The sequence below is a fragment of the Shewanella sp. SM95 genome (assembly GCF_025653595.1).
Classification (GTDB): Bacteria; Pseudomonadota; Gammaproteobacteria; order Enterobacterales; family Shewanellaceae; genus Shewanella; species Shewanella oncorhynchi.
Map to the genome: position 1 here is coordinate 124971 of NZ_JAKKSE010000012.1, position 25540 is coordinate 150510.

At 46.3% G+C, this 25540-nt stretch carries 23 protein-coding genes and 1 pseudogene; 16 read left to right on the plus strand and 8 right to left on the minus strand.

Annotation, left to right across the window (positions count from 1 at the left end):
- Positions 1 to 29: 29 nt before the first annotated feature.
- Together L5M29_RS14140 and L5M29_RS14145 are read right to left on the minus strand one after the other, a co-directional pair.
- Positions 30 to 1625: a GMC family oxidoreductase gene (locus L5M29_RS14140; protein ID WP_263168355.1), complete on the minus strand. Its 1596-nt coding sequence runs from the start codon at positions 1623 to 1625 to the stop codon at positions 30 to 32.
- A gap of 69 nt (positions 1626 to 1694) precedes the next feature.
- A complete protein-coding gene (locus L5M29_RS14145; RefSeq protein WP_105251529.1) occupies positions 1695 to 2201 on the minus strand; it encodes a TAT leader-containing periplasmic protein in 507 nt (168 codons plus the stop codon).
- A 188-nt stretch (positions 2202 to 2389) separates the two neighbouring features.
- Here L5M29_RS14145 and L5M29_RS14150 point away from each other — a divergent pair, with 188 nt between their 5' ends.
- The 3 genes from L5M29_RS14150 (at position 2390) to L5M29_RS14160 (ending at position 4640) form a co-directional block, all read left to right on the plus strand.
- Positions 2390 to 3433 (plus strand): hydrolase, encoded by a 1044-nt coding sequence (locus L5M29_RS14150; protein WP_263168356.1) that lies wholly within the window; start codon positions 2390 to 2392, stop codon positions 3431 to 3433.
- Positions 3417 to 3662, plus strand: coding sequence for a YheU family protein (locus tag L5M29_RS14155; RefSeq protein WP_263168357.1), 246 nt, complete (start codon positions 3417 to 3419; stop codon positions 3660 to 3662). Before L5M29_RS14150 ends, L5M29_RS14155 begins: the two co-directional genes overlap by 17 nt.
- Positions 3663 to 3752: 90 nt before the next feature.
- Positions 3753 to 4640 (plus strand): phosphoribulokinase, encoded by an 888-nt coding sequence (locus L5M29_RS14160; protein WP_011847692.1) that lies wholly within the window; start codon positions 3753 to 3755, stop codon positions 4638 to 4640.
- 513 nt (positions 4641 to 5153) lie between these two features.
- On the opposite strand, the gene L5M29_RS14165 is transcribed toward L5M29_RS14160, so the two are convergent.
- Together L5M29_RS14165 and pepB are read right to left on the minus strand one after the other, a co-directional pair.
- Entirely contained in the window at positions 5154 to 5663 is a 510-nt protein-coding gene (locus tag L5M29_RS14165) for a GNAT family N-acetyltransferase (protein ID WP_263168358.1), read from the minus strand.
- Positions 5664 to 5870: 207 nt separating this feature from the next.
- A complete protein-coding gene (gene pepB / locus L5M29_RS14170; protein ID WP_198572876.1) occupies positions 5871 to 7163 on the minus strand; it encodes an aminopeptidase PepB in 1293 nt (430 codons plus the stop codon).
- A 200-nt stretch (positions 7164 to 7363) separates the two neighbouring features.
- On the opposite strand from pepB, the gene sfsA reads away from it, so the two are divergent.
- From sfsA to L5M29_RS14220, 10 genes are all read left to right on the plus strand, one after another.
- Entirely contained in the window at positions 7364 to 8068 is a 705-nt protein-coding gene (gene sfsA, locus L5M29_RS14175) for a DNA/RNA nuclease SfsA (protein WP_173497282.1), read from the plus strand.
- A gap of 163 nt (positions 8069 to 8231) precedes the next feature.
- Positions 8232 to 8675 (plus strand): RNA polymerase-binding protein DksA, encoded by a 444-nt coding sequence (gene dksA / locus L5M29_RS14180; protein WP_006082967.1) that lies wholly within the window; start codon positions 8232 to 8234, stop codon positions 8673 to 8675.
- Positions 8676 to 8838: 163 nt separating this feature from the next.
- On the plus strand, positions 8839 to 9753 hold the full coding sequence (gluQRS, locus tag L5M29_RS14185; protein WP_263168365.1) for a tRNA glutamyl-Q(34) synthetase GluQRS: 915 nt from the start codon (positions 8839 to 8841) through the stop codon (positions 9751 to 9753).
- A gap of 19 nt (positions 9754 to 9772) precedes the next feature.
- Positions 9773 to 11314: a polynucleotide adenylyltransferase PcnB gene (locus tag L5M29_RS14190; protein ID WP_263168359.1), complete on the plus strand. Its 1542-nt coding sequence runs from the start codon at positions 9773 to 9775 to the stop codon at positions 11312 to 11314.
- On the plus strand, positions 11314 to 11802 hold the full coding sequence (gene folK, locus L5M29_RS14195; protein ID WP_263168360.1) for a 2-amino-4-hydroxy-6-hydroxymethyldihydropteridine diphosphokinase: 489 nt from the start codon (positions 11314 to 11316) through the stop codon (positions 11800 to 11802). The genes L5M29_RS14190 and folK overlap by 1 nt, the downstream gene beginning before the upstream one ends.
- A 56-nt stretch (positions 11803 to 11858) precedes the next feature.
- Complete coding sequence (gene panB, locus L5M29_RS14200) at positions 11859 to 12656, plus strand: 3-methyl-2-oxobutanoate hydroxymethyltransferase (protein WP_028761774.1); 798 nt, start codon at positions 11859 to 11861, stop codon at positions 12654 to 12656.
- A 24-nt stretch (positions 12657 to 12680) separates the two neighbouring features.
- Entirely contained in the window at positions 12681 to 13526 is an 846-nt protein-coding gene (panC, locus tag L5M29_RS14205; RefSeq protein ID WP_263168361.1) for a pantoate--beta-alanine ligase, read from the plus strand.
- Between the two features lie 389 nt (positions 13527 to 13915).
- Positions 13916 to 14443, plus strand: a complete 528-nt coding sequence (locus L5M29_RS14210) for a DUF4124 domain-containing protein (RefSeq protein ID WP_131525367.1) — start codon at positions 13916 to 13918, stop codon at positions 14441 to 14443.
- 553 nt (positions 14444 to 14996) lie between these two features.
- Complete coding sequence (locus L5M29_RS14215; protein ID WP_105251518.1) at positions 14997 to 15416, plus strand: curlin; 420 nt, start codon at positions 14997 to 14999, stop codon at positions 15414 to 15416.
- 14 nt (positions 15417 to 15430) lie between these two features.
- The gene (locus L5M29_RS14220; RefSeq protein ID WP_263145361.1) at positions 15431 to 16936 is read left to right on the plus strand and encodes a curlin; all 1506 of its coding nucleotides are present in this window, start codon (positions 15431 to 15433) and stop codon (positions 16934 to 16936) included.
- 165 nt (positions 16937 to 17101) lie between these two features.
- Here the strand turns inward: L5M29_RS14220 and L5M29_RS14225 are convergent, their stop codons facing one another.
- Together L5M29_RS14225 and L5M29_RS14230 are read right to left on the minus strand one after the other, a co-directional pair.
- Entirely contained in the window at positions 17102 to 17767 is a 666-nt protein-coding gene (locus L5M29_RS14225; protein WP_014611267.1) for a helix-turn-helix transcriptional regulator, read from the minus strand.
- 394 nt (positions 17768 to 18161) lie between these two features.
- The gene (locus L5M29_RS14230) at positions 18162 to 18770 is read right to left on the minus strand and encodes a DUF2238 domain-containing protein (RefSeq protein ID WP_105251516.1); all 609 of its coding nucleotides are present in this window, start codon (positions 18768 to 18770) and stop codon (positions 18162 to 18164) included.
- A 154-nt stretch (positions 18771 to 18924) separates the two neighbouring features.
- On the opposite strand from L5M29_RS14230, the gene serA reads away from it, so the two are divergent.
- Together serA and ygfZ are read left to right on the plus strand one after the other, a co-directional pair.
- Positions 18925 to 20154, plus strand: coding sequence for a phosphoglycerate dehydrogenase (gene serA, locus L5M29_RS14235; protein WP_105251515.1), 1230 nt, complete (start codon positions 18925 to 18927; stop codon positions 20152 to 20154).
- Between the two features lie 154 nt (positions 20155 to 20308).
- Positions 20309 to 21271, plus strand: a complete 963-nt coding sequence (ygfZ, locus tag L5M29_RS14240) for a tRNA-modifying protein YgfZ (RefSeq protein WP_263145364.1) — start codon at positions 20309 to 20311, stop codon at positions 21269 to 21271.
- Between the two features lie 88 nt (positions 21272 to 21359).
- Here ygfZ and L5M29_RS14245 read toward each other — a convergent pair whose 3' ends face one another.
- Together L5M29_RS14245 and L5M29_RS14250 are read right to left on the minus strand one after the other, a co-directional pair.
- Positions 21360 to 22376 carry a two-component system response regulator gene (locus L5M29_RS14245; protein ID WP_263143070.1) on the minus strand — a complete coding sequence of 339 codons (1017 nt, stop codon included), beginning with the start codon at positions 22374 to 22376 and terminating at the stop codon, positions 21360 to 21362.
- A gap of 48 nt (positions 22377 to 22424) precedes the next feature.
- Positions 22425 to 25301 (minus strand): annotated as a pseudogene (locus tag L5M29_RS14250) (response regulator); the annotation flags it as partial.
- 83 nt (positions 25302 to 25384) lie between these two features.
- Here L5M29_RS14250 and L5M29_RS14255 point away from each other — a divergent pair.
- A partial coding sequence (locus L5M29_RS14255) for a transposase (protein ID WP_259573881.1) occupies positions 25385 to 25540 on the plus strand: 156 nt, incomplete at its 3' end.

The window sequence follows — 25540 nt, forward strand, 5'->3', positions numbered from 1 at the left end:
AAGCTAAGCTGCATTTTGATAAGATAACATCACCCTTTACCGTCAGTGAGCTTTTGCGCAAGTGCTGTGGCATTACGTGCCGTGATGCCATAAATCGACAGTTGCGGGTTAGCGCCAAGGCTGGTCGGGAAGATAGAACCATCCATTACAGATAAATTTTCTAGATAGTGCGACTGACCATAACTGTTGACCATAGAAAGCTTTTCATCTTCGCCGAAGGGACAACCGCCCATCACATGGGCCGATGCAACGATAGTGCGCAGTGGCGCGAGTGACATCTGCGCAATGCTCTCTTTGGCGTCTTTCCACGAGGATAAGTAAGGCATGCCATCGCTGATCGGCAACACTTTTAAGGCGCCAGCCGAGAATTGTAACTCCGCCATACTGGCAAAAGCGCGTCTCGCGGCCCGCCAAAAGGCATCGGTCAGCGGATAATCTAAAGCAAAACCCTTATCCGTTAAGTGTACTTCACCGCCTTGACTGTCGGGATGATAGCCATCGCGGATCAAAGCGATAGTCACTTGCAACTGATTGAATTGTGACATTAACTCAGCATGACTTGTACCATAACCTAAGGTTTTAGAGGCAATTAAAATCGGATGCACCGGCGGCACTTCAAGTTTATAACCCAGCTCACCATCGGCGCCATTGTTCCACACAAATTCATCGGAATAGATAGATTGCGGCGCACCGCTATGGCCATTGATCGAATCGGCAAATACGCCGCCGGATAACAAAGTAGGATGTAAAAAGGTGCGTTTACCCAAAAGTTGGTGGGGATCGGGCACTTGCGAACGCATCAAAATCGTCGGTGTATGGATAGCACCCGCACTCAAAATATAATGTTTAGCCTTAAATAACAGCTCAACGTCAGTGGGTCGTAAATTCACATCCAGCGCCTGCGCCTTTAACGCAAACACTTGGCCATTATGGTGCTCAATCTTAGTCACTTTAGCGCGACTGATCAGCTGCGCGCCTTTCTCAAGTGCCGCGGGAATCGTAGTGACTAGCATAGATTGCTTCGCATTGACCGGACAACCCATGCCGCAATAGCCGGTATTCCAGCAACCCGCCACATTGCGTTTAATCACAGTGTATTCCCAGCCAAGATTGATACAACCTTGCTTCAGGGCGGCATTATTGCGATTAGGCTCATAATTCCATTCATGAATGTTGAGCCGTTGTTCCATTTGCTCAAACCAAGGATCTAAACTCTCGCGATTAAGCCCAACAACCGATTTATGTTGCGCCCAAAAGGCTAACGCCTCGGTCGGCGTGCGAATAGAAGTGGTCCAGTTAACTGTGGTTGAACCACCGACTGCGCGACCTTGAAAAATCCCAATCGCCTTGTCGGCGGTTTTCATCGCCGCAGCTTGTTGATACAAGTTGGGATAAGCGACCCGCTCTTCCATATTAAAATCGCTGGAGGATTTTAGCGGTCCCGCCTCAATCATGATCACGCTCAGCCCTGCTTGGGTGAGGATTTCAGCCGCCACACCGCCGCCAGCACCTGTGCCGACAATAATCACATCAGCTTCAAACTGCTGGTTTTCTTGCAATTGGCTCGCATCAGTGTGCAACCAACCAGAGTTTAAACCATTCACTATAGGATCTATGATTGCCAACTTGAGTGCTCCACTGTCGCGGGTAAAATGCTTATTATTCGGCGTTTAATTAGGTTAAAAATGGACTCGCTATTTGAACAGCTCAGGCTTGGCATAATGCAGGCGGCTCCAGTGCTCAGGACAAGCGTAGTAACTTGCCATCACTAATTCGCGCAATCCGAGATAAGCCGTTTGTAACAAAGCAAAATAACTGTGGCGCCAGGTTTCTAACATATCAGTTAACTCGGCGGGAGAGCGCATCAATAGCGGCGTCATGCTCGAGGTGAGTACTAGTAAACCAAGACGATTTTCGAGCATATCGAGCAGCTCAAACAATTCGGTCTGCTGCTCATCGGGTAACACAGCAATCGACTGTTTGATGGCATCTAAAGTGCGGTTTTGCGCCGCTAACTTATGGATGGCCACATCAGGCAAGGCGCCGTCGAGCATCACAGGCAAAAGCACGCTAAACAACAAACGATAATCTTTACCTTCGCTATCCTCGGGCAAACTAAACTCAGGAGAATAGAGATTAACCCCTAAGGCTAACGCAGCCGTACCGGCAAACGCACCCATTATAAAGGTTCGTCGCTTCATCTCTATCTCCTAATTATCAACCTAAATGTCGGCCTAAATATCAGCATAAAAAACAATTGTGCTACAATGGCCGCGAGTTTATACCCAAGCGACCTCAAAATACGAATTTCAGCATTTTGAGTTGGTTTGGGTATAAATTAAACACACGTTTTAATTTTCAGCAATAGCCGATACCAAGATAAACATCTATGCCAAATTCCTTTATGCCACCTTGGTGGGCCAAGAGCCCCCATATACAAACGATTTTACCCGTATTCACTAAAGTGGCCAAACCAGCATTACAGCGGCAGCGCTTAGAGTTACCCGATGGCGATTTTATCGATTTAGATTGGCAGGATGTTCCACAGTCTGGCAAACCGATCGTGGTGATCATCCACGGCTTAGAAGGAAGTGCTCAATCCCATTATGCGCGGCGGATACTGCAAGCCTGTAAGGAACAGCAACTCGCAGCCGTCGTGCACCATCACAGAAGTTGTTCGGGTGAGGCTAATCGCCTCGCCCGCAGTTATCACAGTGGCGATACGGACGATTTACAGTTTAGTCTATCGACACTGAAAAGCGCGTATCCGCAATCGCCCTTATTAGCCGTAGGTTACAGTTTAGGCGGCAATGTGCTGACTAAGTATCAAGGCGAATATCAGGATGATAGTTTATTAGCCCGCGCTGTGGTTGTCTCTGCGCCGCTGCAATTGTCAGCCTGTGCTAAACGCTTGGAAAATGGCTTTTCAAAGGTGTATCAAAGTTATTTAATCAAACAGTTGCAACAGAAGATAAGCCATAAACTGAATGATCCCGACTTAGCCATCTCTATGCCGCTAAGCCAGTTGCAGGTCGACCGTTTAAATACCTTCTATGATTTTGACGATAAAGTCACAGCGCCATTACACGGCTTTGACGGCGTCGACGATTACTATACGCGTGCCAGTGGTTTACCCTTTGTCAGCCGTATAACTAAACCGACGCTCATCATACATGCTAAGGACGATCCCTTTATGACAGATGAAGTGATCCCCCAATCAAGTCAATTGTCGGGCTATGTGGAATACGAACTGCACCCCTATGGCGGCCATGTCGGCTTTATCGAAGGCGGTACACCTTGGAAACCGCGCTTCTACCTTGAGCGACGGATCTTACATTTTTTATTAGGCGATCAAAGTGTTGACTCACTTAGCGCAGACCCAATCAACGGCGACAATATCACCCAAGGAAACACCGATGCTCATTCCCTATGAAACCCTGTTACAACTCCCCAAGGAAACGCTCGCCAATGTGATCCGCGAATATCTCTTAGGTCAAGTGGAGGATGGCAGCTTTGCCAGTCTGGATGAACAGGAACTTGCTCAAGCTATAATCCAATGTCAACAAGCACTTAAGCAAGGTAAGCTGAAATTAGAGTACAGTGAAGACGATGAATCCTTCGCCATACGTTCAGCGGATCAAATAGCACAGCAGCAAGATTGACCAGTCCTACCTCTGTACCGTATAAATAGTACTCGCGTTTTTATCGCTTACCCATAAGCGGCTCTTTTGGTTCCTAGCTAGGTAGAAAAAATGTCAGCAAAACATCCCATTATTGCAGTTACAGGCTCATCAGGCGCGGGAACCACCACCACCACGACTGCCTTTAGCCATATTTTTCGCCAACTCGGGATCAACGCCGCCTTTGTCGAAGGCGACAGTTTTCATCATTTTACCCGCGCCGAAATGGAAGTCATGATCCGCAAATCCCAAGCTGAAAACCGCAATCTTAGCTATTTTGGCCCAGAGGCTAATAACTTTGCTCGTTTAGAGCAATGCTTTCGCGATTACAGCACCACAGGCCAAGGTGAAACCCGCAGCTATTTACACACCTTCGATGAGGCAGTGCCTTTTAACCAGATGCCTGGCACTTTTACCCAATGGCGACCACTACCTGAAAATACCGATATGCTCTACTACGAAGGCTTACATGGCGGCGTAGTTACTGGTGATGCCAATGTCGCCCAGCATGTGGACTTGCTGATCGGCATGGTCCCCATAGTCAACTTAGAGTGGATCCAAAAAATTATCCGCGATACTTCGGAGCGTGGCCACAGCCGTGAAAAAGTCATGGGGTCAATTGTGCGCAGTATGGACGACTATATTAAGCACATGACGCCACAGTTCTCCCGCACTCACATTAACTTTCAGCGAGTACCGACGGTCGATACCTCTAACCCATTTAGTGCCAAAGATATTCCGAGCTTAGACGAGAGCTTTGTGGTGATCCGCTTCCGCGGTATCAATAATGTCGACTTCCCCTATTATCTCAATATGATCCAAGGTTCATTTATGTCACGGGTCAACACACTCGTCGTCCCCGGCGGCAAAATGTCGCTGGCGATGGAGCTGATCCTCACGCCTTTGATTAAAGATTTGATGGAAAAACGTCAACAACTTAATACCCCAGAGGCGAACTGAAACCTTGAGGATTTGTGGGTAAGTTTGACTAAAGGCTAAGGAAATAAAGTCTTTTTTTGCAATGGATTAAGTTTTATTTAAGCCACTCGCGCTAATCTTGTCGGCATCGGGATTTCAGGCGAAAGAACGATAGTTGGCATACTCTTGGGAGTTAATTCCCCCATCTTGATCTGTTGATTCCCTTGAGTATGTCAGCAACCTTTTAACGTAACTTTAAGTCTTCAGAGTTAATTCCACATCCATACTTGATCTGTTGATTTCCTTGAGTATGTCAGCAACCTTTTATGAAGAATGAATTCCACATCTATGCTTGATCTGTTGATTCCCTCGAATATGTCAGCAACCTCTCAGAAAATAAGCTCTAGATTCTAGGAAAACAGAACATTCGTAAACTCACTCACAGAACGCTGCGCTCACAGTAAGAGCAAAGCCCGTTGCATAAATCGTGAGTCAAAAAGTGACGTTCTGTAGCCGTTTGATGCGTGCCGTTATCCGTAGCCGCAACGCGGCGCCCTAGCAGGCAAAAGACCGCCCTAGATTTTTATACATCACCATACACTCTAAGGCTATTCCTCTGGGCGAACAGTAGATAGATTCCTCCTCTAAACCTTCACCACCAAAACCACAGTGGCGATAGAAATCCACCGCATTTAAAGTTGACTCCAATCTGAGTTGGGCTATCCCCTGATTAAAAGCCATAGTTTCAATAAATTGTAGCAATACCTTGCCGACACCTAACCCCATAGCATCGGGTGAAACAAACAAGGCTTCTAACTGAGCATAGGGTTCATCCAACATGGCAGTGCCGACCACAGTCTTAAGCTGCGACTCGTCAGAGGACAACTCTGCCACATAAAAATGTGCATCGACGATACGGCTAAATTGCTCGGTCAGTTCGCCCTCGGTCCAAATCACCAGATCGCCCGCATCATAAAATCCAGCGCAGCCCTTATTGATAGCCGCATTGCGGATATCCCAGCAGGCCTGAGCATCCGCTTTCGTTGCTTTTCGTATAGTTATCATCATGTTTCCCGATTAAAAATGCTCAGCCATAACATGCCATGAAGCCGCTAAAACGCCAAGTAAACGAGTGTTCTAATCTTTCAACCAATAAAAAACCGCCCGTAGGCGGTTTTAATCAAAGCCACAGAACCTTAATGGATCTTTAGCTAACATATCTGACTTAGTCTTAGCGCTAGACTTAGCCTTTAATCAATTCACTAGCTAGGCTTAGCCTTTAATCAATTCACTAATAGTCAATACGCCATGGGTCGTTGCACCCGCGCCCCACATGGCAGAAGCTGAATCTTCAAAAGCGCCTGCTAAATCAACGTGTAACCATTTAGCTTCGGGTGACACGAAACGCCATAAGAAACCAGCAGCATTAGAAGCACCACCTGCACCACCGCCTTTCATTGCGCGGCTGTTGGCGGTGTCAGCATAGGCAGATGGACACATTTCTTTGTGCCAAGGATCCAGCGGCAGCGGCCATACGCGCTCGGCAACGCTAGTGGCTTTTTGCTGGGCCAGTTGCAACACATCCGCCTGTGGCGAGAAAATCGCGTTGTAGTTAGAACCCACCGCCATCACAGCGGCGCCAGTAAGGGTCGCTGCATCGATAATAAAAGGTGCGCCTGTAGCAGAAGCGGCTTGTAGGCCATCGGCCAACACTAAGCGCCCTTCCGCATCCGTGTTCACCACTTCAACTGTTACACCATTTTTGTAGGTCAGAATATCACCTAACTTATAGGCACGACCGCTGATCAAGTTTTCAGCACAACATAAGAAGAGTTTAACGCGTTTGTTGAGGCCAGACTTGATCGCTAAACCAAGTGCTGCAGTCACAGTCGCCGCGCCGCCCATATCGCATTTCATGCCTAACATGCCTTCAGAAGCTTTGATACTGTAGCCGCCAGAATCAAAGGTAATCCCTTTACCCACAAGCGCCACAGACACAGGTGCATCGGCGGCTAATGGGTTGAAGTCTAACTCTAACATTGCCGGTGGACGCTCACTGCCGCGACCGACGGCATGGATACCAATCCACTGCTCTTCAAGCAGCGCTTCACCTTCGATAATCCGATAACTCACCTTGTCGCCACCAACGTCAGCCAACCATTTTGCGGCTTGCTGGGCGAGTTTCACTGGCGACAGGTTTTCAGGCGTATCGTTGATCAATTGACGGGCAAAGGTTGCCACATCGAGTCGACGTTGCAATTCTGCTTGTACAGACTCATCACCACACCAGTGGATTTGATAGCCTGGTTTTGCCGTCGCGAAACCTTGGGCAAATACCCATTGGCTATTGAGATCCCAAAACTGCCCAGCTAATTCCACACTGCTAATGCCTTGACTGCGCAGTTTACGGGCCGCCATTTGAATTTGACGCAGCTCATCGCCACCTGCTAAATGAATTTGCGCACCGTCGGCAGTATAAGTCACATCAGCCTTGCCCCAGTGGGCTGCCGGTGCTTCTTTGGTTAATTGCACTTTCATCAATTCAGTTACTTTTAGTTCACTCATTAGGGATCCTTATTTTTCGATTCGTTTTAGAACAATCAATCAGAACAATCAATCAGCAATCAGAACAAACTTTATGGCGGCAGTTTACTGCTAGCAGGCGATGACGCAAAGCGATTGGCTGAAGTTACTCAGGTAAAATCTGTAAACATTTGCGAAATTTGCTAGGCTTTGGACCTAGAACAGCCGAGATAGGTCTACCGATGGAATTTACACCGCCACTACAACAGGGCATTTTATTGCGCCGCTATAAGCGTTTTCTGGCCGATGTGCAGCTAAGCGATGGCAGTGAAATCACCCTGCATTGCCCCAATACGGGTTCTATGCGTAATTGCCTGTATCCGGGTGAAACCGTATGGTTTTCTACCTCTGATAACCCTAAACGTAAGTACGCCCATACATGGGAACTGATGACCACGCCAGATGCGGGTTTAATCGGCATCCACTCGGGTCAAGCGAACACCTTAGCCGAAGAAGCCATCAATAAAGGTATCATCAAGGAGCTCACGGGTTATGACAGCCTAAGCCGTGAAGTTAAATATGGTGATGAAAATAGCCGCATTGATATCCTGCTACAGAGTGCTCAAAAACCCGCCTGTTATATAGAAGTCAAAAGTTGTACTTTGCTCGAAGATGGCCAAGGTTATTTTCCCGATGCTGTGAGCCTACGCGGTCAAAAACATTTACGTGAATTGATGCACATGGTGAGCCAAGGCCATAGAGCCGTATTGCTATTTGTGGTGCAGCACAGTGAAATATTCAGTGTTGCCCCCGCAGCACATATCGACCCTGAATATGCTAAGTTACTGAAAATGGCTGTATTAGCCGGCGTTGAAGTGCTAGCCTATCGCTGTAAAATCTCCCCTACAGAGATTCACCTAGCCCAAGCCTGCGATGTACGAGTATGATGTTAAGGCTGAGTTAAATTTGATTTCATTTGAATTAGCGAACATAGTCAAAAAATTCAATCAAAGCAGAATGAAAAGTTTGCCTCGATGTGAAGATTCTGCTATAGATAGCGGCCGTTCTTAAGGACGCCCTACAAACGCAAATGATTACAGGAGATGCGTTATGCCTGAAGGCACCAAAAAACTTGGCGTACTCGCTATCGCAGGTGTAAATCCTTACCAGGAAAAGCCGGGTGAGGAGTATATGAACGCTAAGCAACTGGGTCACTTCAAGACAATTCTTGAAGCTTGGCGCAATCAGTTGCGTGAAGAGGTCGACCGTACTCTTAGCCACATGCAGGACGAAGCCGCAAACTTTCCCGATCCTGTTGACCGTGCAGCACAAGAAGAAGAGTTCAGCCTCGAACTTCGTGCTCGCGATAGAGAACGTAAGCTGATCAAAAAAATCGAAAAAACACTGCAAAAAATTGAAGAAGACGATTTCGGCTTCTGTGATTCTTGCGGTATCGAAATCGGCATCCGCCGTCTCGAAGCGCGTCCAACAGCCGATCAATGCATCGACTGTAAAACGCTTGCAGAGATCAAAGAGAAACAAATGGCTGGTTAATCAAGCATACTGGGCGGGGATTTCCCCGCCTATTTGTTTCTAGCAACTCGTAAACTCGACGAGCTTAAGCCAAGCTCACTCCAATTTACCCCGATTCGCTTTTATCCTTGTATCCCTCTAAAATACGCCCACTTTGACTGACACTAGCTGCTTACTCAGTACTATGGCGACTTTATCTTCTCCAACTTTAACTTCTCGCCCCTATGTCGGCCGTTTTGCGCCTTCGCCTTCGGGTGCCTTGCACTTTGGCTCGCTTATCGCCGCCCTTGGCAGCTATCTGCGCGCCCGCTCGCAACAGGGTAAATGGCTGATCCGCATCGAAGATATAGACCCACTGCGGGAAGTCAAAGGTGCCGCCGATGATATCTTACGCACCTTAGAAGCCTATGGGTTTGAGTGGGATGATGTGCCTCTGTATCAAAGCCAGCGCACAGCGGCTTATCAAGCACAAATTGACTCGCTGCTCGCCCAAGATAAAGCCTATTTCTGCCAATGTAGTCGCAAGCAAATTCAAGCCATGGGCGGCGTGTACGATGGCCGCTGCCACCGATTGCCACAAACCCAGTCTGCAAATCTTGTCAGGTCGGGTGCGGTACGAATCGTCAACACGGCGCAAGTGCAAGAATTTGATGATAATCTAATGGGCCATATTTGCGTTGATCGCCATTTTGCCGCAGAGGATTTCATCATCAAACGCAGTGATGGTCTGTACGCCTATCAATTGGCCGTGGTACTCGACGATGCTTATCAAGGGGTCACCGAAGTGGTTCGAGGCTGCGACTTAATCGAGGCCAGTTGTCGCCAACTGAGTTTGTATCAAAGCTTTGGTTTAGCCGCACCGCAATGGCTGCACTTGCCACTCGCCTGCTTAAGTAAAGGCTTTAAGCTCTCAAAACAGAATCATGCACAGGCAATTGATACACTTAATCCACAGGCGAGCCTCAATGCGGCACTGACATTTTTAGGCCAAACACCCGTCGAAACCCGCGGCTCTGTGGCACAAATGCTCGCTCAAGCCGTGGATCAGTTTCAATTATCCACTATACCGCAACAATCTGAGATACTGATCGAGCCCTGATATACTCATTAGGCCGCATTTGGTATATGATAGCCGCCAGATTTTTAATCAAATAACAGATCATATTTCGAGGTGTCCCATTTTTCGCCGTATCAGCCAATTCTGCAAACAGCTATTTGAAGACGCGCCTAAAACGACCGCTCCGACTCCAGCTCAGATTGAACCAACAACACCTGAACAAAGTTCCGGTGCTTTGAGTTTAGAGTTAGTACCAAGAGATGCCCATACCATCTCGCGCAAACAAATCAGTGAGAATGCCCTTAAGGTATTATACAGACTGAATAAATCTGGCTTTAAAGCCTATTTAGTCGGCGGCGGTGTACGCGATTTACTCTTAGGGATTGAACCGAAAGATTTCGACATAGTGACCAATGCAACACCGGAAGAAATCAAAAAATTATTCCGTAATTGCCGTGTTGTCGGTCGCCGTTTCCGCTTAGCACACATTGTTTTCGGCCGCGATGTGATTGAAGTCGCCACCTTCCGTGGTCACCACGGCGAAAGTAATGAGAAAGTCTCTAAAGCCAATGCCGAAGGGCGTTTGCTGCGCGATAACGTCTATGGCGAAATCGATGAAGATGCCGAGCGCCGCGACTTTACCGTCAATGCCCTCTATTACGATATCAGCGATTACTCGATTCGCAGCTATGGCGGCGGTATGGCCGATCTCAAAGCGGGCACGCTGAGACTCATTGGCGATCCAGAAACCCGTTACCGTGAAGATCCGGTGCGTATGTTAAGGGCAGTGCGTTTCGCCACTAAACTCAACATGGGTATCGAAACCGTCACAGCCGCGCCGATTAAACAATTAGCGCCGCTGCTCAAAGATATTCCGGCAGCACGCATGTACGAAGAAGTGTTAAAACTCTTCTTTGCAGGCAAAGCCTTAGCCAACTTCGAATTAATGCAAGAATACAAGTTATTCGCACCGCTATTTCCGCAAGTGGCCGCTCTGCTAAAAGATGATCCTAAAGGTACGACCATGAAAATGGTGCAGGCCATCATGAAGAGCACAGATCAAAGAGTTAACGAAGATAAGCCGGTCACACCTTCGTTCTTCTATGCTGCGCTTCTCTGGTATCCACTGCGTCAACGCGCCGAAGATATTGCCGTTGAAAGTGGCCTGACGTTATACGATGCCTTCTTTGCCGCCATGGGCGATGTGATGGAGCAGCAATGCCAAACCATTAGTATTCCGCGCCGTTTTAGTACGCCGGCAAAAGACATTTGGCAGTTGCAGTTACGCTTTGATCGTAGCCAAGGCACCCGCGCCTTTAAACTGATGGAGCATCCTAAGTTTAGAGCCGCATACGATTTACTCTTACTCAGGGGCGAAGTCGAAGCGGGTAATGTCGCTAAAAGTGCCGCTTGGTGGCAACAATTTGTCGAAGCCGATGAAACAGAACGTTTAGCCATAGCGCGTAGCGGCAGTAAATCGCCAAACCGCAACCGTAATGCCACCCAACGTCGTCGCCGTCCTCGTGCACCTAATGCCGATGGTTCAGCGCCGACGAGCACACCTAAAGCGAATGGCACACCTAAAGTTAAAACGGCTGAATAATGCCCCGCGTCTACGTCGCATTAGGCGCAAATCTTGAAGATCCCAAGGCGCAATTGGACAATGCCGTGATGGCATTGTCCGCCTTAGCCTTAGGCAATAGTCTCGTCGTTTCTCCCTATTACCATTCGACGCCCATGGGCGATGTCGTGCAACCCGATTATATTAACGCGGTGGCGAGTTTCGATACTGATCTCATGCCATTAGCCTTACTCGATGCACTGCAGCATATTGAAAACACCCAAGGACGAATCCGCCTAGAACGTTGGGGGCCTAGAACCTTAGATCTCGATTTACTCTTGTATGGTAATGAGAACATTGACATTCCTAGACTCAAAGTGCCCCACTACGGCATGAAAACGCGCAGCTTTGTGCTCGTGCCTTTAGCCGCAATTGCACCGGATCTGATTCTGCCGTGCAACACTGCCATCGACAGTCTTATCGATACAAAAATGTTGGCCGAGTTACAACAACTGGGCATTGATCATTGAAGTCCGTCCTCAGTTAGCTTATAACACCACTTCTATTTGGTTTGAAGATCATCCATATGTCTAAAATTACTAGCTCAACCCTGTTGAAATACAAACAGGAAGGTAGAAAATTCACGGCACTGACAGCCTATGATGCCAGTTTTGCCAGCGCGTTCGATAGCGAAGGTGTCGATGTGCTGCTGGTCGGCGATTCTTTGGGAATGGTTCTCCAAGGCCATGACGATACCCTGCCCGTCACTACAGCAGAAATCGCTTACCATACTCGCTGTGTTCGTCGCGGTATCGAACGTGCCCTGCTGATCGCCGATATGCCCTTTATGAGTTACGCCACGCCAGAACAAGCCATGGTCAACGCCACTGAGTTAATGCAAGCTGGCGCAAACATGGTCAAAGTCGAAGGCGGACACTGGTTACTCGAAACCGTCACTAAGCTTACCGAACGCGGTATTCCTGTGTGTGCCCACTTAGGCTTGACGCCTCAGTCGGTTCATGTGTTTGGTGGTTTTAAAGTGCAAGGCCGCGATGCCGAAAATGCCCAGCGCATCCTCGACGAAGCTAAGGCTTTAGAAGCCGCGGGTGCTCAACTATTAGTCGTAGAATGTATCCCTGCGCCTCTCGCTGCGGCGATCACTCAAGCCTTAACGATTCCTGTCATTGGAATTGGCGCAGGCGCATCGACCGACGGTCAAATCTTGGTGATGCATGATGTGTTAGGTATTTCAAGTGGTTACATTCCACGTTTCTCGAAAAACTACCTAAAACAAACCGGTGAAATTCGTTCTGCGGTACGTGCTTATATCGACGAAGTTGCCCAAGGAACTTTTCCTGGCGAAGAACACACTTTTAACAAATAACAGATTTATGCAAGGTAAGGCTCAATGATCACTAGCGCCCATATTGATGATATTCGCACTCAAGTGCGTGCATGGCGTGCCAAGGGCGAAACTGTCGCCTTCGTGCCGACCATGGGCAATCTCCATCGGGGACACATCACCTTAGTGAAAGAAGCGGCTAAACGTTGTGATCATGTGGTGGTATCGATTTTCGTCAATCCAATGCAGTTTGGCCAGAACGAAGATCTCGATGCCTACCCACGCACACTCGCCGCCGACAGTGAAGCCCTCACCGCCGCGGGCGCTGAGTTGCTGTTTACCCCAACGCCAGCCGTGATGTATCCCAAGGGCTTAGCGCAACAAACCTATGTTGAAGTGCCAGGTATTTCAGATCTGCTCTGCGGCGCTAGCCGTCCGGGGCATTTTCGAGGCGTTGCGACTATCGTCTGTAAACTATTCAACATAGTACAGCCCGATGTGGCACTCTTTGGCAATAAAGACTATCAACAGCTATTAGTCATTGAAACTATGGTTGAAGACTTGTCATTACCGATTGAGATTATCGGTGTTGATACCATACGTGAGGACTCAGGTTTAGCCATGAGTTCGCGCAATGGTTATCTCACCGCCGCAGAAAAAGCCGCTGCACCAGCATTAAAACAGGCGATAGATGCTATGGCTGCAGGGATCAAACAAGGTCAGAGTGTTGATGCTGTCACCGAGCAAGCGAAAGTCAGTTTAATTGCGGCGGGCTTTACGCCGGATTATCTGGAAATTCGTCATGCCCACACGCTTGAGAAAGCGCAGAGCCAAGACCAAACCTTAGTCATTTTGGCCGCCGCCTATATAGGTAAAGCGCGACTTATCGACAACTTAAGGTTCGATCGCTAATCTCTTAAGCGTTATCAATAAATAAAAAGGAGCAGTCGCTCCTTTTTATTTACCTAATGCTCGACCAGAAGCTATTTTCTTCTTTAGAATCAATCCAAGCGCCAAAAATTTGAAGCGTCAAAAAACTGGTTTTATCCCTAAATTTACGCCATAGTATGATGCAGATGTTAATTTAAGGTAAATGATTAGCGGCAGACATTGACGAGTGAATTTGACCTTATAATGATGCATGGCTAATCCTTTAATTTATTGGGCTTAACAGCCCGTCGACCTAACAATAAACGGTTAAAAAGGCATAATAATATAAACGTCACAATCACTATTTATCATGCTTAATCAAACAATTAAATCATAATAGCTATGCAAGTGTACAAAGGATTTGTGGCCTCATGGCAAGACTGATACTCACCCTAATTTGTGTTATTTTGCCCACTGCAATACAGGCAAATACCATTTATAAATGCCGTAAAGATGACAAAATTGTCTTTAGCCAAACTGCTTGCCCGCAGGAATTTAGCCAACATAAAATCGAATACCAGTTAGGGATAACGACTGAAGTAGACTCTGATAAAAGGGACATTCCTGTTGATCCCTTACACACTCTACTGAATAGTCGAACCATTTCTAAAGAAAAATTATTGCAGTTACTCGACGGCGAGATATATCGTCTTAAGCAGGAAAATAGCTATTTTGAAATTCTGCGCGCCAGTGAATTGCAGAAATTAGAACGTAAGCGTTATTGGCAAAATAAAGAGAAAACCGATCCTGAATACATTAACGAAATGGACGATATCAATACTCGCTTCAATGCGTTAACTGTAAGTAATAACAGTGCGATGCAACAACTGGAAGACCGTAAAAGCCAAATCAGTACCGAAGCATTCCATGAAGAGTTAAAAGAACCAGAAAAGCACTGATCTCGCATAAAACAGTAGTATTAATCTTTTCTCTACCCCATTAAGGAATTTAATCATAATAATGGTTAATTTTCCGCTCACAGTAATGTCCCTTTATTTAACCTAGGATTCATTACCGCAAAGACAAGAAGCCTGTTGTTGCACACTGGGTAAATGACATAGGTTGCTACAGTTAATTAAACCCCACAGCAGTTTCTCGCTGGCACAAACGCGTGCTTTTTTATCAAGAAAATGCAAACGCGATAGTCGATGTATTTCCCTTCACTTGTTATTGCATTGTTTAAAAATCAAATACTCTCTTCACAACAAATACGACTTAACTACTAGGACAACTAGGCTAGACCCCTTAAATAAAAACACGTCAATAAACATATAAAATCTATTTAATCAATACGATATTAATACAGCCATCATTTACCTTCCGTTAATCCTTTCTAGAATAAATACCCGTTTGGCCAATTGCGACATATTAACGGGACTCGTATCTTCAGGTCTGAATTTGGGATGCAAGTTGCTTTAAGCAGCCCAAGATATTTGATGCAAGGAGTCACCCGTGCCAAATACCTCTATACGCTTTTTGGTGCCGCTGATCTTGCTCTGTAGTTGTATGACTTCAGCACAAGAGCTGAATGTCAACGAGTTACCCGTAACCCTTCAGGCATTACTGGAACGTTCCGGTCGCGATAACCTTATCGAGCTGGTTCAACAAGGCACTGCCAACCAAGGATTACTGTTCCAGTCAGGCAGCGATAACAAGGCCGATGTAACACAAGTGGGCAATGATAACGATGCGCTAATCACACAGATTGGTTCAAACAATGAAGTCCAACTACTGCAAGTCGGCAGTCAAAATACGGCTTCAGTGACACAAATTGGCAATGACAATCTCGTGCAACTGAACCAACTAGGAAGCGGCAACTTTTCGATTCAACAGATTGCGGACGGTGCTGCAATCTCAATAACTCAATATTAAACAGGGAGCGTCACATGAAATCACAAGCTAAAAAATCACTTATTGCTTTGGCCATTGCAACAGGTTTAAGCGGTCAAGCTTTTGCTGCCAGTACAGTGAGCGAAATTAGCGTAGTACAGTCAGGCCAAGCCCAAGACACTTTAGTCTCACAAACGGGTGGCCTTAACGCTGCTGCGGTTGTGCAAACAGGTACAGCTCAAACCGCAACTGTCATCCAAGACGGTGTGTGGCATGAAGCGGCTATTAATTCAACGGGTGATGATAACAAGGTCCAAATAACGCAACAAGTTGACTGGCATGTGGCAAGTGCAAATGTTGTAGGTGACAACAACAATGTAAATGTGTCGCAAAATGGTTTCTTTAACCAAAGCAGTAGCGATGTTACTGGCAACGATAACACGGTATTCGTTAACCAATTAGGCGAAGTCAACGAAAGCCAAGTTGAAATCACTGGCGCTGAAAACAGCGTGTTTGTTGAGCAAGAAGGCGACGCAAACTTTGCAGTTTTTCGCGTTGAAGGCAGCAACAACGACGGTAAAATCACACAAATCGGTGACAACAACCAAGCAGGTTTAATCGCTCTCGACTTAACCGCTAACGTGGGTAACAACAACGACGTTTCTGTTAATCAAGCGGGTAACAATAACTTTGGCGCAGCGAAAGGTATTGCAGGTAATGACAACACAGTAGACATGGTCCAAAAAGGTGATAACCATGTTGGCTTCGTTTACGCACTGGCCGGCAGCGATAACGATATTTCAATGGATCAAAAAGGTAACGGCAACACGGCTTATCTTGCGATGACTACGGGTGATGACAACAGTGTCGATATTACTCAAAATGGCAGCGGCAACACTATCGGTGATACTTTAGTGGCCGATATCCAAGGTGATGATAACGATATTACTATCACTCAAAAAGGCGATGTCAACGGTGCGGAGTTCCAAGTATGGGGCGATAGCAACGACGTTGACTTGAAACAAAAAGGCGATGCGAACTTCGCGACCTTTGGTGCATACGGTGCAGATAATGACTTCGATTTATCTTCTAAAGGCGATAACAACGAAATCATTGCCTTCGCTGATGGTGAAGATAACAGCATTGAAGTCAGCCAAGAAGGCGATGAGAACTTTGCTTATGTAGATGCCGTGGGTAGCGATAACGAAGTTGATGTTGAGCAAGATGGCGCTGAGAACGAAACATTGATTTCTGTTACTGGCAACAACAATGCCGATGTCAGCGCACTTCAAAGTGGCGATCTTAACGTTATTGACCTGATTATTGAAGGTGATGAAAACACCGCGCAAATTACTCAATCAGGTAAAGGTAACTGGGTAGGCGGCGATAGCGACACTTCATTTGCTTCAAATTCATTTGGCGTTAGCGGTGACAATAACAGCCTGTCAATCACTCAAACGGGTAATGACAACTTAGTGTTAGGTTCTCAAGCAGGCACTAACAACAGCATCAACGTGAACCAATCAGGCAATATGAACGTTGCCACTGTAGTGCAATACTAATCAATACTGTTAAACCACCACAGCTAAACTCTTTGGTGGTTTATAAAATGGGTGTTAAACAAAAAGCGGGAATGTTTAAATAAACATTCCCGCTTTTCTATGTTGATATGCCAGCAATCATTAACCACTCACAGCGAAAAGCTAACGACCAATATCTTTAACTGACTAACTGCACAGCTCAAAGTGAGTTTGATAGGTTTGCGCCCAACGTAAAAGCTCAACCCGATTACGAGACTGGGTCTTGCGGAAAATAGAAGAAATATGCGCCTTCACTGTATGTTCGCTGATACATAACCTATGAGCGATTTCTTTATTCCTCGCACCACTCGATACGAATTGAATGATAGTGCGTTCACGGGATGTCAGCATCTGCAGCATAGCCACAGTATCAGAGGGCATTTCATTATTACCTTCTAACTTTTGTACGACACGGCGGAACATTTTGCTTAGCAAAGTTCTATCGTACCAAAGTTCCTCTGCCACCATTTTACGTAAACCCGTTAACATCAGATCCATACGTTGATCGGCAAATAAAATACCTCGAATGCCGAGTAACATTGCAGATTCTTGGTCTAAGGAGTCTCGCTCAACTTGATACAGCGCCACAGGAAAATGTGACACTAATCGCGAAGCTAACAGAGGTATCCCTTTGTTATCTAATGCTGAACCTTTTTGGGTGATCAGATAAAAACTACGGCGACTCTTGTCTAAATCCAGTTCAGCCGCATGCTTTACTATTCGCGTTTTCAAACCTATGGATTCAGCGAGTAACGCTAAATGACATGGCGCGGCCATTTGGTGTAAAAAAACCAATTCATTAATTGTGCTCAATGACTCTCCTCCCTGAAAAGTATTCTCTATTGCAAAATGGTATGTTTGACTCGTCTTTTTAGTTAGATTTTTCAACATTCCATTAACCTAGTTAATTCTGACTAGTTAACGATTGAAAAACATCACCCAAATGTACTATTCCCTGTTTAATGCTAGTAGGTTCGACTAACTCACCACAATAAAATGGAATAACAGTCAAAAATACCGTTTTACTTGGCCAACGCCCAGCACCTAATACTTTCCAACTATGACGTTATCAATCCAAAGTTGCAACACAAAGAAAACACAATAACAACACTAAAGTATGACAACTCAATGTCATCACACTCACACCATATATTTCAGGGAAGAAAGTCTTACAACTCAAACAGAGAGCATCACCCACTTTTAGCCGCTAAATCCTCTGCTTGAGTCTCGCGATTTGTTTATCTTGAAAACGAGACAGTAAAGCTAACGCGACAATTGCGCCAATGAGGGCAAGAAACATGTCGGATTGGGTATCCCATACATAGCCTTGAGTCCCTAAAAAGGCTTCAGCCCCTTCGCCGGTTGCCACGGCAACCCACCATTCGATCAGTTCATAAAACGCCGAAAATGCGAGCACAAAACAAGTAGCAAGAAACGCGCACCAAGCCCCAGGTTTGACAGCTTGATTACGCAACATAATTTCACGGGCGAGCATGGCTGGGATAAAACCTTGCGCAAAATGACCCACTTTATCGTAATTATTACGTTCTGAACCCATCCAATCCGCAATCGTGTCGAATAACGGCACTTCAGCGTAAGTATAATGAGCACCTACAAACAACACACAGCAGTGTATTAAGACGAGAAAATACACTAGAGGTGTTAGTGGAAAACGTTTGCGAGTAAAGAATAAAATCGGTACAGCAATCAATGCAGGTAAGGCTTCGAGCCACCATGTGAAAGGATCTGCGGGTTTTATCGCCGACCACACCAAAACTGAGAGGTAAATACCGCACCATGCGATTTTGTTATTCAATGTTTCTTCCTCTTATGCGATATTGTTCTAAATTTAGAATATTAACTTTAGCCATCTAGCCCTCCACACTGAGCAAAAAAAGTGCTATTTTGGTGGGTGAAGGTTGTGAGCATATCATAAGAAACATTTCTATTAATTAGAGGGTACCCATATCATGGCGAAACATTCGCTGGACAAGGATAAGATCAAGATCCTGCTGTTGGAAGGCGTCCACCAATCTGCGGTCGATGTATTTGAACGTGCGGGATACACCAATATCGAATACCACAAAGCTTCCTTAAGCGATGAAGCCTTACTTGAGTCCATTAAAGATGCGCATTTTGTGGGACTTCGTTCGCGTACCCAATTAACTGCAGAGGTGCTGAAACGTGCCGAGAAGTTAATCGCGATAGGATGTTTCTGTATTGGAACCAACCAAGTTGACCTTGCCACCGCCGAATCCCTTGGTATCCCAGTATTTAACGCTCCCTTCTCAAACACTCGCAGTGTTGCAGAACTCGTGATTGGCGAAATCATTATGTTGATGCGGGGTATCCCTGAACGCAACGCTATCGCTCACCGTGGCGGCTGGATGAAAACCGCAGCGGGCAGCTATGAAGTGCGTGGTAAAACCTTAGGTGTAATTGGTTACGGCCATATTGGTACTCAACTTGGCATTCTGGCGGAAACCTTAGGTATGCGCGTCGTGTTCTTCGATATCGAAGACAAACTGCCACTAGGTAACGCACAACAAGTCCATTCGTTGGAACTCCTATTAGCACAAGCTGATGTAGTAAGCTTACATGTCCCTGAAACTCCACAAACAAAAGACATGATAGGCGCTGCCGAGTTTGCAGCAATGAAAAAGGGCAGCATCTTTATCAACGCATCACGCGGTACTGTAGTCGATATTGAAGCTTTAACCGTTGCGTTAAAAGAACGTCACCTCGCAGGTGCAGCAATCGATGTATTCCCCGTTGAACCACAATCGAATGACGATGAATTTATCAGTCCTCTACGCGGTTTAGACAATGTTCTACTCACGCCGCATGTGGGCGGTAGCACGGCCGAAGCCCAAGAAAACATTGGTATCGAAGTCGCGGGTAAGCTCGCTAAATACTCAGACAACGGCTCAACCGTTTCTGCGGTTAACTTCCCTGAAGTGTCATTACCAACGCATAAAGGCACCTCGCGCTTGCTGCATATTCACCAAAACCGTCCGGGCGTGTTGATCAAGATCAACCAAGCCTTCTCGGAAAAAGGCATCAACATCGCCGCCCAATATTTGCAGACCACCGCAGAAATTGGTTATGTCGTGATGGAAGTAGACACAACTCAAGCGGAAGAAGCCTTAGTTGAACTCAAAGCCATTGAAGGTACATTGCGTACTCGCGTGCTGTTTTAAACTTTAAACTCCACTCGCTTTAAGCCTATCGACTAAAGCACACATATTAAGGCGCACAGATCATTCACAGATATGTGCGCCTTATGCTTTTGAGCCAACTGGAATTCCGTTACAATCTAGCCTCTCACATCGTCTTCATTTTCAGGATCTCGCTATGACTATTTCAGTTTCTACGCCCCATTGGGATCTGGACGCTACCTTGCCTCCACTTATGCTTGCCAACTTATCTCATTTGGGCCTCATCAAAGTCGTTGGAGAACAAGGCCGCAGTTTTATCCATGGCCAAGTGACCACAGACATCAGCTCATTGGCCACAGATCAATGGCGCTGGGGCGCGCATTGCGATCCTAAAGGTAAAATGCTGGCCAGTTTCAGAACCTTTGCCATTCAAGATGCACTCTTTATGTTGATGCCAAAGGATGCCATCGAAGTCGATTTACCCCAGTTACAAAAATATGCCGTTTTTAGTAAAGCCACCCTAAGCAATGCATCCGCTGAGTGGACTCTGCTCGGGGTTGCCGGTGAACAGGCAAGCCAATTCGTGAACAAACATTTTGGTGACATTCAGCAAGAGCTCACACTCATTGAAAATGGTGCGATTTTAAAAGACGCTGAACGTTTTATTTTAGTATTAACACCAGATGCTGCGGCAGCTTTAGTTGCGCAATCGGAACTGAGTGTATTTGACGCCAGTGCATGGCAAGCGTTAGAGATTGCAGCAGGTTACCCCAACCTTGCCGCCAGCCATGCCAGCCAGTACGTACCGCAGATGTGTAATCTACAAGCGGTTAACGGTATCAGCTTCAACAAGGGCTGCTACATGGGACAAGAAACCATAGCGCGAATGAAATATCGCGGTGGTAATAAACGCGCCCTGTATATTTTGCACGGCCACACTAGTCTTCAAATCACCCTAGCATCAGGCCTTGAAATCGCGATGGAAGACAGTTTTCGCCGTGGCGGTCAAATCATTGAGTTTGTACAGCGCGGCAACCAAGTCTTGTTAACCGCCGTACTTCCTAATGACACGGCTAATGATACTCAGCTACGTTTTGCCGACGATGAACAATCACATTTAACGATCCAAGCCCTGCCCTACTCATTAGATGAAGCGTAATGCTTTGATTTAATATGATTAGTATAAAATATTGAAGCAGAATAAAGGCGCCAATGGCGCCTTTACCTTAGTCAATGCACTTCGAGCATCAATTTTCTAAATAAGTATCTCGAATGGCAATTGCTTCTGGCAGGATTTGCTTGAACTCCTCCACCAGCTTAGGATCGAAATGTTTTCCCGCTTGATTTTCAAATAACTCCATAGTTGCTTCAATCGTCCAAGCCTGCTTGTAAGGCCGTTGCGAAGTCAGCGCATCGAACACATCCGCAATCGCGGTGATACGCCCTTCAAGGGGGATTTCTTCGCCTACCAAGCCATTAGGGTAACCTGAACCATCCCACTTCTCATGGTGAGTTAAGGCGATACGACGGGCCATTTGCAATAACGGATCGCTATGTTCACCAATAATTTCTGCACCTATGGCGGCGTGCTGCTGCATAATTTCCCATTCCTGCGCATCAAGTTTCCCAGGCTTTTTCAGCACAGCATCGGGCGTACCGATTTTACCAATATCGTGCATAGGCGCCGCGTTAAAAATCAAGTCACAAAAGGTTGTCGGTAAGCCGAGCTTTATCGCTAATATGCGGGCGTAATGGCTCATACGCACAACATGTAGACCCGTCTCGTTGTCCTTGTATTCAGCGGCACGGCCAAGACGACGGATAATCTCGAAACGGGTTTCTTCTAATTCGTGAGTACGAACTTTAACTTGTTGTTCGAGTAGACGTTTTTGATCATAAAGCGCAAGATGTGTTTTAACCCGCGCTTTAACGACAGGCGCGCTGACAGGCTTAGTAATGTAATCCACCGCACCCAATGCAAAACCTTGGGCTTCATCAGCAATTTCAGATAAGGCGGTCACGAAGATCACCGGAATATGGCTGGTCAGCGGCTCTTGCTTTAGCACCTTGCAGACTTCATAGCCATTCATACCTGGCATCATGACATCGAGCAGAATCAAGTCAGGCCGCGATTTTGTCACTAACGCTAACGCCCTCGGGCCATCGATCGCCACTTTGACTTTGTAATCATCACCTAAAATACCAATCAAAATATCGATATTCTCAGGTGTATCATCGACGACTAATATTGTTGCTTTTTCCATTAACAACTCCACTCAATGTCACGCATTATAAATTCGCGCTACCGCTTTCTATCCTAACTGTGTAATCACATCGTCAATTAAGTCGATTGCCTCATCAAACTGATACTGGTTAATCATAGATAAAGCGGGGCTTAATGTTTGCCACATCGCACTACTCACCTTCGGCTTTAAGGCATCAATTTTTACCACTGCGCTGGCATCGGCATCATCTAGATTCTGCCGCAAGGCCTGTAATGCCGCCCTTAAATCTTCAGCAGATAATAAATCAACGGCTTGAGGTTCGGCTTGATTTACCGCTGCTGGTTTGTCGTGTTCAATCGCATCGCAGATAGAGGCCACTAGCGGTTGAATTTGAACCAATTCATCTTCATAAGGCGCTTTCTCTGTTAAATGCAACTCAAGCAAACGCGCTAATTCCACCAATTTTGCCGAACTTAAATTACCCGCTAAGCCTTTAAGGGTGTGGGCGATACGCACCGCATCTTCGACTTGATTCGCCGCGATGGCTTTGCGAACCTGCTCCACCACATTACGTTGACTGCTCACGAAACGATCAAAGATTCGTTGATAAAGACGCGTCGAATGCTGCACCAGTTGCAAACCTCTATCGATATCCAGCTCAGGGTGTTCTGGCCATTTGAGCAATACCGTTTGATCAGCGCCATTGCTGACTTCACCCTGTGCGCTGGACGAAGTTAACCGAGTTGAGGCTTCCGCCCTTATCGCAGCAGAAATTCCAGAAGAAGATCCGAGGTATTTCAATAGGGTTTGATAGAGCACATTCACTTCTATGGGCTTGGCAATATGGTCATTCATCCCAGCCCGAAGACACATATCTCTATCACCAGCCATCGCATTCGCAGTCATAGCGACGACAGGTAAATTTGCCAACTCAGGCCTTTTCCTTATCGCTTTAGTGGCTTGATAACCATCCATCACCGGCATTTGGCAGTCCATTAACACTAGATCGAAATGCTGTTGGGATAGCTTATCTAAGGCGATTTGGCCATTGGTCGCTATGGATAAAATAATCCCCACTTGCTCTAAAAACTCGCTGGCGACTTCGAGATTCATCTCGTTATCTTCCACTAATAAGATACGCTTCCCTTGAAGTGGTAATAATAACTGCGGCGCCAGGTCTTCGGTACGGCGTCTGACTGGCAATATGCCTTCACGGCCAATCGCATTCATTATGCCATCGAGCATGCGTGAGGCGCTGATGGGTTTACTGATGTACCCCGCCAGTGCTAATTGCTCAATTTGAGTGATAAATTCATGATTCGCATGGGCGGATACCATCAAGATCTTAGGCTGAGACTTAGCCTGTAGTTGGATCTGACGGGCGGTTTCTAACCCGTCCATATTGGGCATTTTCCAATCGATTAATGCCACTTCATAGGTCTGCAGTAAGCAGCGGTTTATTGCTTCTTCACCTGAACGAACCGTATCGACTCTAAAGCCCATACTTTCGAGCGTTGTACGCATTATGTCTCTGGCGGTCGCGTTATCATCTACCACCAGCACAGACATGCCCTCAAGCTCTTGCTCAAGCACTAATTTTTGGCCCTCGGAAATTTGTAACTTCACAGTGAAATAGAAGGTGCTGCCATGACCAAATTGACTTTCGACACCAATATTGCCCCCCATGAGTTCAACGAGTTGCTTGCAAATAGCCAAACCTAAGCCTGTACCACCGTATTTACGGGTGGTTGAAGTATCCGCTTGGGTAAAGGATTTAAATAATTTTGCTTGCTGCTGCTCAGTTAAGCCTATGCCGCTGTCACGCACACTAAAACGCAGCACGACATCATCATCTTGCTGCTCAACTAAGCTTAGCGACAATAACACCTCACCCCGTTCGGTGAACTTAATGGCGTTATTCATCAAGTTAATCAACACTTGGCCTAAGCGTAGCGAATCACCATATAAATAACGCGGCACGTTAGGGGCGACTGCAAATAACAATTCAATCTGCTTGTGGGCGGCTTTCTCAGAAAACATATCGCTGAGATCTTCCAGCATAGTATCGAGCTGAAATGGCACAGATTCTATGTCGAGCTTACCCGCTTCAATCTTAGAGAAATCCAGAATGTCATTGATAATAGACAGTAAAGACTGCGATGCCCGCTCAATCTTCTCCACATAATTCTTCTGTTTTTTATCTAATTCGGTCTGTAAGCACAGCTGGGACATGCCGATAATGGCATTCATTGGGGTGCGTATTTCGTGGGACATATTCGCCAAGAAGTCACCCTTGGCTTTACTGGCAGCATCGGCTTGCTCTTTGGCAAGTAACAGTTCATCGGAGAGCAATTTAAGCTCTGTCATATCGACCATACTGATCACAGCCGATTCAAATTGTCCTTGTGCATCTAACAGTGCCGACACATTGACCGTCATCCATAAAGGCGCACCAGAAGGACGAATAAAGCTTCTCTCGCCACGATAATGGTCAATTTTGCCACCGACCAATTCCTTAAATTGCGCCTTGGCGATATGCTTATCTTGCGCGCTAAGGACCTCAAAAATTGCGGTATTGCGTAAACTCTCCCGAGACCGCGCCATATCAGCACAGAATTGGTCATTACAATCTAAGATAACGCCTTTAACATCCACATTGACGATACCAATGGTCGCACCATCGAACAGAGCCTTAAAGTGCGCTTCACTTAGGGCTAACTCTTGTTCTATGCTTTTGCGTTGGGTAATGTCCATTACATACCCATTCCAAGTAATGGCGCCATCTTCTTCTACATGGCCGCTCGCACCCGCCTCCATCCAACGTATGCTGCCATTGGGATGGCGATAACGAAACTCGCGGATCCATTGAAACCTATCTTCACTCTTACCTGAAAGTGCCCGCACGACGTCCGGCCTTTCGTCATCAAAAATCCGCTCAGCTATGGTGTCAAAATTACTAGGGTCTGTTGATCTTTCGAGAGTAATTTTTAGACAGCATGGCAAGACGTTATAATTTGCTTCGCCAAAAGTAACCATAACCTCAAGCCATGCCAAGACTTATGCTAACCGATGCACGCTGGGAAAAGCTATTTCATTTAATGAAAAGCACAGGCCGTGTTTATGACAAACCTGAACATAGACAAACATTCGAAGGTATTCTTTACCGCCTTAGAACAGGTATCCCTTGGCGAGATTTACCTAAA